This is a genomic window from Janthinobacterium sp. (assembly GCF_009923995.1).
In the GTDB taxonomy this organism is placed as follows: Bacteria; Pseudomonadota; Gammaproteobacteria; order Burkholderiales; family Burkholderiaceae_D; genus Janthinobacterium.
Genome location: NZ_RFSK01000066.1, coordinates 23,020 through 31,021 on the forward strand (window position 1 = coordinate 23,020; position 8,002 = coordinate 31,021).

Below are 8,002 nucleotides of genomic sequence, written 5' to 3' on the forward strand. Positions count from 1 at the left end.
CCCTATGCGCTGACGCCGTCGCCCGCCCCCGCGCGCAGGAATTGCGCGTAGGACATGACCGGCTGGCCCAGCTGGTGCGGCGGCACGTCGAACAGGGCCCAGAAATACGTTTCGCGGCCCAGGCAGATGGTGGGCGCGGCGCAGTAGCGGAACCAGTTTTCGCCGATGTGGGCCGCATACATGCCGTCGCTGTCGGCGTCGGAAAAATACGGGATCACGCGCATTTCCAGCAGGGCCAGCAGCAAGGACTCGGGCGCGTCGCTGTCGCGCGCCATCTCGTACTGCGTGTGCAGGCTGCGTTCCGTCTCGATGATCATCAGCCTGGCATGGCCGTCGCGTGTGAAGAACAGGATGCCGCCGGGATTCGGGAAAATATAGAACTCGACGAAACCGTGGAGCCGGCACAGTTCGTGCACGACGGCGGCCAGCGCTTCGTCCTGCAGGAAACTATAGTCGTGCAGCAATAGCAAGTCGCGCACGGTGTCCGACTGCTGCAGGAAGAATTCGCGCTGCAGCGCATGGATTTCCTGTTCCAAGATATCGAGCGCATCGTCGTCGCTCTTCTTGATGTAGCGGTCGATCAAGCCCCGGTTGAAGGCCGTGACGGCCATCTTTTCATCGGCCGCCCCCGTAAACAGGATCTTCTTGCACGGCAGGTCGCGCACGGCCTGGCAGAATTCCAGGCCGTTCATCTGCGGCATCGAGTAATCGACCACCAGCACGGACGGTATGGCAAAGCGCTGCGCCTGGCCGCTGATGCGCCAGATGCGTTCGAGGTCGACGGCCACGTTGTAGTCGTGCGGTGCCAGGTTCTGCAGGTCGAAATTCACGTGCAGGGGCATGTCTTCCCGCTGGTTCGTCTGCTGCAGCCAGCGCAGGGCGGTGCTCGTGTCGTGGAAGGTCTTGCGCGCCAGCGCGGGATCGAGCTGGAAGGCGAGGCTTTTCAGGAAGGAATCGCTGTCGTCGATCAGCACGGTCAGGGTGGGATGGGTGTAGACGGGCAGTTGCATGCGTCACCTCGCGCGGTGGATGGATGGGAAACGGCTGGAGCGGGTCGTGGCTGGGGCTGGCGGAAACTCCAGCACGAAGATGGCATAGGCGCCTTCGCGCGACACGCAGCGGATGCGCGCATGCCACGCCTGCAGGATTTGCCGGCACAGGGCCAGGCCGATGCCGCTGCCGTTGTGCGCCGGATAGGAATAGAAACGGTCGAAGATCAGCGGCAGGCGGCTGGCCGCGATGCCGCAGCCCGTGTCGATGAACAGCAGGCGCGGCGCGGGCCGGGCGCCGTCGATGATGATGCGCACGCGGCCCTTGCCGGCCCGCTGGATGCCTTTCAGGGCATTGCGCAGCAGGTTCAGCAGGACCGCCGCGCACAGCTCGGACTGTCCGTGGAAGGTGAAGTCGGCCCGCACGTCGACCTTGACGATATCGCGCTGCGCCGTGCTGCTAAACGGGTAGCGGCGCAGGACGGCGGCGACGCTGTCCTGCATGGCCACGTTCTCGATCGCTTCGAGCTTGCGGTTGACGGCCGTGGCGCTGAGCAGGAACAGGTCGATCATGTGGTGCATGTGGCGCACTTCGAACTGGATGCGCGCCAGCGCTTCCTGGCTGGCCGCGTCCGGCGGCTGGCCTGGCGCGCCGGGCGGCAGGCCCCGCTGCAGCCAGCGCTGCAGGCCCCGCACGTTCGCCTCGACGCTGACGAGGGGCGTGCGCAATTCGTGCGCCACGCTGCCCAGGCCGGCGGCCAGGCCCGCCAGCTTTTCCTGCGCGCCCACGTGGCGGCCCACCTTGACGACGGACAGGACGGCAATCGTGAACCAGTGCACGGGCAATTGCTGCAGGACGTCGCGGCTGAGCAGGTAGGCCGGGTCGCCGCGCACGGCAAAGGCCAGGCAGGCCAGCACGGTGCCGCCCAGGTAGGCCAGCATGGCGATGCGCGTATCGAAATGGAACAGCACGATCAGGGCCACCAGCAGCGAATGCACCCACAGGGGCGAGGCGTGGTTCATCAGAAACATATACGTGAAGAAGAAGGGCAGCTCGAACGTCAGCCCCAGCAGCAGGTACACGCTGAACCAGGTATTGCTGAAGCGTCCCGGCCACAGCGCGGGCAGGAACAGCAGGGCCGCCACGGCGCGCAGCAGGGGCGATTCATATTCCTGCGGAAAGACGTGCTGCCACAGCGCGTAGTACAGGGGCATGCCCAGCGCGCCGATGACGGCCAGCGCGCGCACCTGGGTGCGGCGGATGGGCATGTGTTCGATGGCATCGTGAAAATGCAGGAAAGGCTGGAGCAGCCTGCCTTGCCAGCGTTTGTCGGAAGGGGACTGCACATGCTTCATGATGGGGGGACACTTCGTTGAGGCGTATCAATGCAACATGATCGGCGTGTTCCTCCCATAAAAGAGGCATATCGCCGCAACTGTTGAGATGGATCAATCTCTTGCCGAATGGCTCGCGCATGTTGGACGCGGTAGTTCCCCCCGCAACCAATCAGGAGTCCTTATGCCGAACGCCCTTTTTCCCCTGCCATCGCCTGCCATCTCCGCCGAACAGCAGCTGCCCGCCTTCGTGCGCGCGCGCATGGACGAGCACTACGTCGAACGCATCGACAAGCTGCTCGGCGGCGAACACCTGCATGCATGGCAAGCCGTGCCGGCCGGCGCAGTCATGCTGGCTGGTAATGATTACCTGAACATCGCCGGCGAGCCGGCCCTGCTGGCGGCCCAGGCCCGCGTCCTGCAGGGCGGCGGCGCCATGCTGATGTCGTCCGTGTTCCTGCAGGAAGGCAGCCGCCAGCACCGCCTCGAACAGCGCTTCGCCGATTTTCTCGGCAGCGAAGCCTGCGTGCTGGCGCAGTCGGGCTGGGCCGCCAACGTGGGCTTGCTGCAAAGCCTGGCCGGCCCCGGCATCCCCGTCTACCTGGACATGCAGGCGCACGCCTCGCTGTGGGAGGGCGTGCAGTCGGCGCAGGCCGTGCCCGTGGCCTTCCTGCACAACGATGGCGCCCACCTGCAGCGCCAGCTCGACAAGCATGGCCCCGGCATCATCGTCGTCGATGCGCTGTACAGCACCAACGGCAGCGTGGCGCCCCTGCTGCAGATGGTGGAAATCGCCGAGCGCAGCGGCAGCATGCTGATCGTCGACGAGTCGCACTCGCTGGGCACGCACGGCCCGCAGGGCGCGGGCCTGGTGGTGGAACTGGGCCTGGCCGGGCGCGTGCACTTCCGCACGGCGTCGCTGGCCAAGGCCTTTGCGGGCCGGGCCGGGCTGATCACCTGTTGCGCCCGTTTCAAGGGCTATTTCCTGTCCGCCTCGCGGCCCGCCATCTTCAGTTCCTGCCTGCTGGAGCACGAGCTGGCGTGGTTCGACGCGGCGCTCGACTTCATCCGCGCCGCGGATGGCCGCCGCGCGGCACTGCGCCGCCACAGCGTGCGGCTGCGCCAGGGCCTGGCCGACCTTGGCTACAACGTCAGCGACGGCACGGAACAGATCATCGCGCTGGAAGCGGGCAGCGAGCCCGATACCCTGATCCTGCGCAAGGCGCTGGAGCGGCACGGCATCTACGGCGCCGTGTTCTGCGCGCCGGCCACGCCGAAGAACCGCGCGCTGGTGCGCCTGACCCTGAACGCGGGCCTGCGTGAAGACGACTGCGCGCGCCTGCTGGCCGCCTGCGCCGCCATCCGCGACGAGACGGGCATGGCGCGCTGGCCGTCGACGCGGCGCCTGCGCAAGCTGGCGCTCGTGTAGGGGGAGGGGTCAGCCGTTGGCGGGCTGGCTGCCGGCGATGCCGCCCAGCAGCAGGGACAGGGGCGCCAGCTGCTGGGCGCTGGCGCTGCCCAGCAATTCCTGCGCCAGCGCGTGCGCCGTCGCATCGGCGTGGGCCAGCAGGGCGAGTCCCGCTTCGGTGATGGCGGCATAGCCGACGCGGGCATCGCGCGCATCGGCCTGGCGCGCCACGAGGCCGATCTTTTCCAGCGGCATCAGCGAGCGCGTGATGCCGGACGCCGTCAGCGCCAGGCGCTCGGCCAGGTCGATGCGGCGCAGACGGCCGCCCGGGGCGCGCTGCAGGTGGTACAGCAATTGGTAGTCGCCAAAGCTCAGACCATGCAGATTGCCCAGGATGCTGTCGAAGCGGCGCACCAGCACGGCCTGGGCGCGCGCCAGGCGCAGGCAGAAATCCAGCGCGCCGGCGCCGTCCGGCGACGGGGGAGGGTGATTCATCATGTAGTCCTTTCAATTCGCTGCGAAGTGCTTGAGTGCGCAAGTGTAAAGCATGCGCGCTCAATACAGGACCTGGCCCTGCGCCAGCGCCTGCTCGCGGTGCAGGGCCAGCAGGGCGTCGAGCTCGGCCTGCGCATCGAAGGCGGGATCGTCCGGCACCTCGACGGTATCGATGATGGTCAGGCGGAAGGCCGCCGCGCCGTCGCGCCGCCAGTCCGCCTGCAGGCAGGCGTTGCGGTGCGTGCCCAGCGCCAGTTCGAAGCGGTGGCGGTTCAGCGCGCCAGGGGCGTTGCGGCTGCGTTCGAGCAGGGTGCGCCCGCTGGGCAGGTGCTGCAGGGCGATGATGCCCAGGGCCGGGGCTTGCTGCCGGTAGGCCGCTTTCAGGGCCGCTTGCTGTGTTTTATCCATGGGGAACTTTCTCAAGGTGATGCTGCGGATGTGCTGCCCGCGATGCGGGGGATGTCGGTCAGGAGGGCGGCGGCCACGGCGGCGGCCAGCAGCAGGGCGCCGCCGCAGCAGAACAGTTCGCCCACGCTCAGGTGGCGCAGCAGCGCGCCCGTGGCCGCCGCCGACAGCGGTGCCAGGCCCAGGAAAATGGCCATGAACAGGGCCATCGCCCGGCCCAGCATGGCGGGTGCCACGCGCCGCTGTATCCACGTGAAGATGGCCACCTGCAGATAGCCCGACAGCATGCCGGTGGCGGCCAGGAGGGCCGCGCCTTGCCGGGCGCTGTCGATCTGCCCCAGCGCCATCAGCAGGCAGGCGACGACGGCGTCGGCCGCCAGCAGGGTGGCGCCGAAATGGCGGCGCAGCCACGTGCCGCCCAGGCCGGAGGCCAGCATGCCGGCCAGGGTGCCGGCACCGTGCGCGCCCATCAGCAGGCCCAGCGCCGCGGCACCGTGCAGGCGTTCGCTGGCCAGCACGGGCAGGGCCACCTGCAGCGGCCCCATGACGAAGAAGGCCACCAGCGCCCAGTAGGCATAGCAGCTGCGCAGGGGCAGGTCGCGCCAGACTACCGCCAGGCCCGCCGCCATGTCGCGCCACATGGCTTGCGGCGCAGCGGGCGTTGCCAGGGGCTGCAGCCTGACTTGCCGCAAGGTCCACGCGGAGCACAGGAAGGTCAGCGCATCGATGGCGAAGGCGGCGGCCAGCGCCGCCATGGCGGTTTGCTGCGCGCCATCGCGGGCGCCCAGCACGAGGGCCGCCAGCAGGGGACCGGCCAGCAGCGACAGCTGGCGCGCGCCCATCTGCAGGCCGTTGGCCGCCTGCAGCATCTGCGGCGGCACGGCCTGCGGCAGGATGGCCGTGCCGGCCGGGATGGCGAAGGCGGAAGCGATGCCCAGCGCCAGCGCGGCCCCGTACGCCAGCGCCAGGCTGGCCTGGTCCAGCCACAGCATCGCGGCCAGGGCCAGCAGGATGGCGGCGTTCACATATTTGCTCAGCAGCAGCACGCGCCGGGGCGAGTAGCGGTCGGCGATGGTGCCGCCCAGCAAAATCAGCAGGGCGCGCGGCGCGCCCATCAGGGCCACGGCGATGCCCAGGCTGAGGCTATCGCCCGTCAGGCCCAGCACCAGCCAGGGCAGGGCCAGCATGGTGAACTGGTCGCCCAGCATGGAGACGAGGCCGCCGCCCAGCAGCCAGCGGAAGTTGGTATTGCGCAGCAAGTGCGTGTCTGTGGTGGCCGGCATGTCCGTCTCATTCATGGTTAAAAATTGCATGGTAGTTGATATACGCTTGAGTAGTCAAGTATATTGCCATTTAATGTGGCAGGGGATGCGACAGGGAGTGCTGCCGCCGCATGGGCCGCCGGCGCTTGCGCTATCATGGCGGCCATGACTGATACCACTGCCCCCACCCTGTACGAGACCATCGGCGGCGCCCCCGTGCTGCGTGAAATGGTCGACCGTTTTTATGACTTGATGGAACTGGAGCCGGAGTTCGCCGGCATCCGCACCATGCATCCGCCGTCCACGGACGGCTCGCGCGACAAGCTGTATTTCTTCCTCACGGGCTGGATGGGCGGCCCGGACCTGTATATCGAGAAATTCGGCCATCCCCGCCTGCGCGCCCGTCACTTGCCCTACGCCATCGGCACCAGCGAGCGCGACCAGTGGCTGCGCGCCATGGCCTGGGCCATGGAAGACACGGGCATCGAAGAATCCCTGCGCGTGCGCCTGATGGAATCGTTCTATCAGACGGCCGACTGGATGCGCAACAAACCTGACTGATCCCATGAGCCCAATCGAGTTCTACAGCCTGCTGGGCGCCGCCCTCGTCGCCATCGTTTTATTGGTCCTGATCCTGCTGCGCCCCCGCGGCGCGGCCGGCGACGGCGCCACCACGCTGGCCCTGGTGCAGCAGCACCAGCAGCAGAGCCTGGAGCGCATCGACCGCGTCGAGCGCGAAGTGCGGCTGCAGCTGCAGGCGTCGGCGCAAGCCACGCGGCAAGACTTGGCGGCGGGCCTGGCGCAGTTCCAGGCGGCGACCCTGCAACAGCTCGACAGCCTGCGCACGCAGATGCAGGCGCAGGGCAAGGTCGGGCGCGAAGAGCAGGCGCAAAGCCTGGCGCGCTTTGCCGACAGCACGAACCAGACCCTGGCGCAGCTGACGGAATCGAATGCGCAGCGCCTGCTGGAAGTGCGCGCCATGCTGGAAAGCAAGATCCGCGACCTGCAAACGGACAATGGCGCGCGCCTGGAAGAGATGCGCAAGACGGTCGACGAGAAACTGCACGCTACCCTGGAGACGCGCCTGTCCGCCTCGTTCCAGCAAGTGTCGGAGCGGCTGGAAAAAGTCCACCAGGGCCTGGGCGAGATGCAGCAGCTGGCGCTGGGCGTGGGCGACCTGAAGCGGGTGCTCACCAACGTCAAGACGCGGGGCACGTGGGGCGAGGTGCAGCTGGAAATGCTGCTGGAGCAGGTGCTCACTGTCGACCAGTACGCGAAGAACGTGGAAACGGTGGCGGGCAGCGGCGCGCGCGTGGAATTCGCCCTGAAGCTGCCGGGCCTTGCCGATGGCGGGCCGCCCGTGTGGATGCCCATCGATGCGAAATTCCCGAAAGAACAGTATGAACGCCTCGTCGAGGCGGCCGAGCGGGCCGATGCCGACGGCGTGGCCCTGGCCGGGCGCGAGCTGGAGCGGGCCGTGCGGGGCGAGGCGAAGACCATCGCCGACAAATACCTGGCGCCGCCGCACACGACGGATTTCGCCATCCTCTTCCTGCCCACGGAAGGCCTGTACGCGGAAGTGCTGCGCCGCCCGGGCCTGGCCGATGAATTGCAGCGCGTGCACCGCGTCAGCATCGCCGGGCCATCCACGCTGACGGCCCTGCTCAACAGCCTGCAGATGGGTTTCCGCACCCTGGCTCTGGAAAAGCGCTCGTCGGAAGTGTGGCAGGTGCTGGGCGCCGTGAAGACGGAGTTCGGCAAGTTCGGCGACGTGCTGTCGCAGACCCGCCTGACCCTGGAAAAGGCGGCGAAGAATATCGAAAGCGCGGAAGTGCGCAGCCGGCAGATGGCGCGCAAGCTCAAATCCGTGGAAGCCTTGCCGGGCGAGACTGCGGCCCTGCTGCTGGGCGGCGCCGGCGACGCGGCCGAGGGCGACTAGGACTTGCCTAGCCGCCGGCCTGCGCTGCCGCCGTCTTCCTGCGGCGCAGCACGCCGTGGGCGACGAGGGCCAGTCCTCCCAGCAGCATGGCCCAGGTGTGCGGTTCCGGCACGGCCGGCAAGACATTCGGACCCGTGGGCGGCAAGGTGGGCAGGATCACGGTGGGCGG

At 68.1% G+C, this 8,002-nt stretch carries 9 protein-coding genes; 3 read left to right on the top strand and 6 right to left on the bottom strand.

The window, feature by feature from the left end:
* Nucleotides 1–2 precede the first annotated feature (2 nt).
* Both EBS11_RS23935 and EBS11_RS23940 read right to left on the bottom strand, forming a co-directional pair.
* Nucleotides 3–1,010, bottom strand: coding sequence for a response regulator (locus tag EBS11_RS23935; protein WP_290607175.1), 1,008 nt, complete (start codon nt 1,008–1,010; stop codon nt 3–5).
* A gap of 3 nt (nt 1,011–1,013) precedes the next feature.
* Nucleotides 1,014–2,336 carry a HAMP domain-containing sensor histidine kinase gene (locus EBS11_RS23940; RefSeq protein WP_290607177.1) on the bottom strand — a complete coding sequence of 441 codons (1,323 nt, stop codon included), beginning with the start codon at nt 2,334–2,336 and terminating at the stop codon, nt 1,014–1,016.
* A gap of 172 nt (nt 2,337–2,508) precedes the next feature.
* Between EBS11_RS23940 and cqsA the strand changes: the two genes are divergently transcribed.
* Nucleotides 2,509–3,753, top strand: coding sequence for an alpha-hydroxyketone-type quorum-sensing autoinducer synthase (gene cqsA, locus EBS11_RS23945; RefSeq protein WP_290607179.1), 1,245 nt, complete (start codon nt 2,509–2,511; stop codon nt 3,751–3,753).
* A 9-nt stretch (nt 3,754–3,762) separates the two neighbouring features.
* Here cqsA and EBS11_RS23950 read toward each other — a convergent pair whose 3' ends face one another.
* Genes EBS11_RS23950 through EBS11_RS23960 form a run of 3 tightly spaced genes read right to left on the bottom strand, consistent with a single transcriptional unit; the run spans nt 3,763 to nt 5,915 of the window.
* Nucleotides 3,763–4,230: a MarR family transcriptional regulator gene (locus EBS11_RS23950; protein ID WP_290607181.1), complete on the bottom strand. Its 468-nt coding sequence runs from the start codon at nt 4,228–4,230 to the stop codon at nt 3,763–3,765.
* A gap of 57 nt (nt 4,231–4,287) precedes the next feature.
* Entirely contained in the window at nt 4,288–4,635 is a 348-nt protein-coding gene (locus EBS11_RS23955) for a GIY-YIG nuclease family protein (RefSeq protein ID WP_290607183.1), read from the bottom strand.
* A gap of 11 nt (nt 4,636–4,646) precedes the next feature.
* On the bottom strand, nt 4,647–5,915 hold the full coding sequence (locus EBS11_RS23960) for an MFS transporter (protein WP_290607185.1): 1,269 nt from the start codon (nt 5,913–5,915) through the stop codon (nt 4,647–4,649).
* A gap of 144 nt (nt 5,916–6,059) precedes the next feature.
* Between EBS11_RS23960 and EBS11_RS23965 the strand changes: the two genes are divergently transcribed.
* Together EBS11_RS23965 and rmuC are read left to right on the top strand one after the other, a co-directional pair.
* Entirely contained in the window at nt 6,060–6,455 is a 396-nt protein-coding gene (locus tag EBS11_RS23965) for a group II truncated hemoglobin (RefSeq protein WP_290607187.1), read from the top strand.
* A gap of 4 nt (nt 6,456–6,459) precedes the next feature.
* The gene (gene rmuC / locus EBS11_RS23970; RefSeq protein ID WP_290607188.1) at nt 6,460–7,833 is read left to right on the top strand and encodes a DNA recombination protein RmuC; all 1,374 of its coding nucleotides are present in this window, start codon (nt 6,460–6,462) and stop codon (nt 7,831–7,833) included.
* 7 nt (nt 7,834–7,840) lie between these two features.
* Here rmuC and EBS11_RS23975 read toward each other — a convergent pair whose 3' ends face one another.
* Nucleotides 7,841–7,993, bottom strand: coding sequence for a PEPxxWA-CTERM sorting domain-containing protein (locus tag EBS11_RS23975; protein ID WP_365956091.1), 153 nt, complete (start codon nt 7,991–7,993; stop codon nt 7,841–7,843).
* Nucleotides 7,994–8,002 lie beyond the last annotated feature (9 nt).